Consider the following 299-nt stretch of genomic DNA (forward strand, 5'->3'; position numbering starts at 1 on the left):
ATGCGATCGTAATTAACACGCGGCTCAGCGTTGAAAATGGTGACATCGTAGAGGCCGGGCGCGGTTTCGAACAGGTTTTCCAGCATGCGCCCCGGCGCCATGCCATTACCGATGATGACGAGTTTCTGCGTCATGGTCGTTACTCCGCGGCTTCGACGAAGCGGTGACGTTCATAAAGGAACTTCAGCACGGCCTCGCGGCATTTGAGGTAGGTCTTGTCGGATGCAAGCTCGATACGGTTGCGCGGGCGTGCCAGCGGCACCTCGAGCACTTCGCCGATGTGAGCTGCGGGACCGTTG

Annotated in this window: 1 pseudogene; it reads right to left on the reverse strand. The window is 58.9% G+C overall.

Annotated elements, in window-relative coordinates:
• Positions 1–139: 139 nt before the first annotated feature.
• A pseudogene (locus tag EN807_RS34440) lies at positions 140–299 on the reverse strand (ABC transporter ATP-binding protein); the annotation flags it as partial.

Source organism: Mesorhizobium sp. M5C.F.Ca.ET.164.01.1.1 (assembly GCF_004792125.1).
Lineage (GTDB): Bacteria > Pseudomonadota > Alphaproteobacteria > Rhizobiales > Rhizobiaceae > Mesorhizobium > Mesorhizobium wenxiniae.